Source organism: Alienimonas sp. DA493 (assembly GCF_043951915.1).
GTDB lineage: Bacteria > Planctomycetota > Planctomycetia > Planctomycetales > Planctomycetaceae > Alienimonas.
On the sequence record NZ_JBINJD010000391.1, the window covers coordinates 1 to 312 of the forward strand.

The window sequence follows — 312 nt, forward strand, 5'->3', positions numbered from 1 at the left end:
ACGCCCGCGTCCGTCGATCCCGAAGCGGTACTCGGCCGCGTCGGGCTCGTCGTGGCGGCCTTGGGCGAGCACGGCGGGCCGGTCGTCTACAACGCGTCGCTTTCCCGCACCAGCGAGGCCCCGCCGGCCTCGAAGATCAAGTTCGAAGACGCTCTCCAGTTGATCGGGCGGGAGCACGCCGGCCGGCTGGTCCGCAAGCGGACGCGGGACACCCCGCCCGGGACGATCTCGCTGGCGGAGTTTAAGGAGGCCGTCGCCCTGGCGACCGCCGCGGCCCCGACCGTCGAGGGCGGCGGCCGCGGGCGGGGGGTG

The 312-nt window shown here is 75.0% G+C and carries 1 protein-coding gene; it reads left to right on the forward strand.

The window, feature by feature from the left end; all coding sequences use genetic code 11:
- Nucleotides 1-312, forward strand: a 312-nt coding sequence (locus ACG2DA_RS23160) for a hypothetical protein (protein ID WP_395259082.1), incomplete at both ends; no start/stop codon positions are given.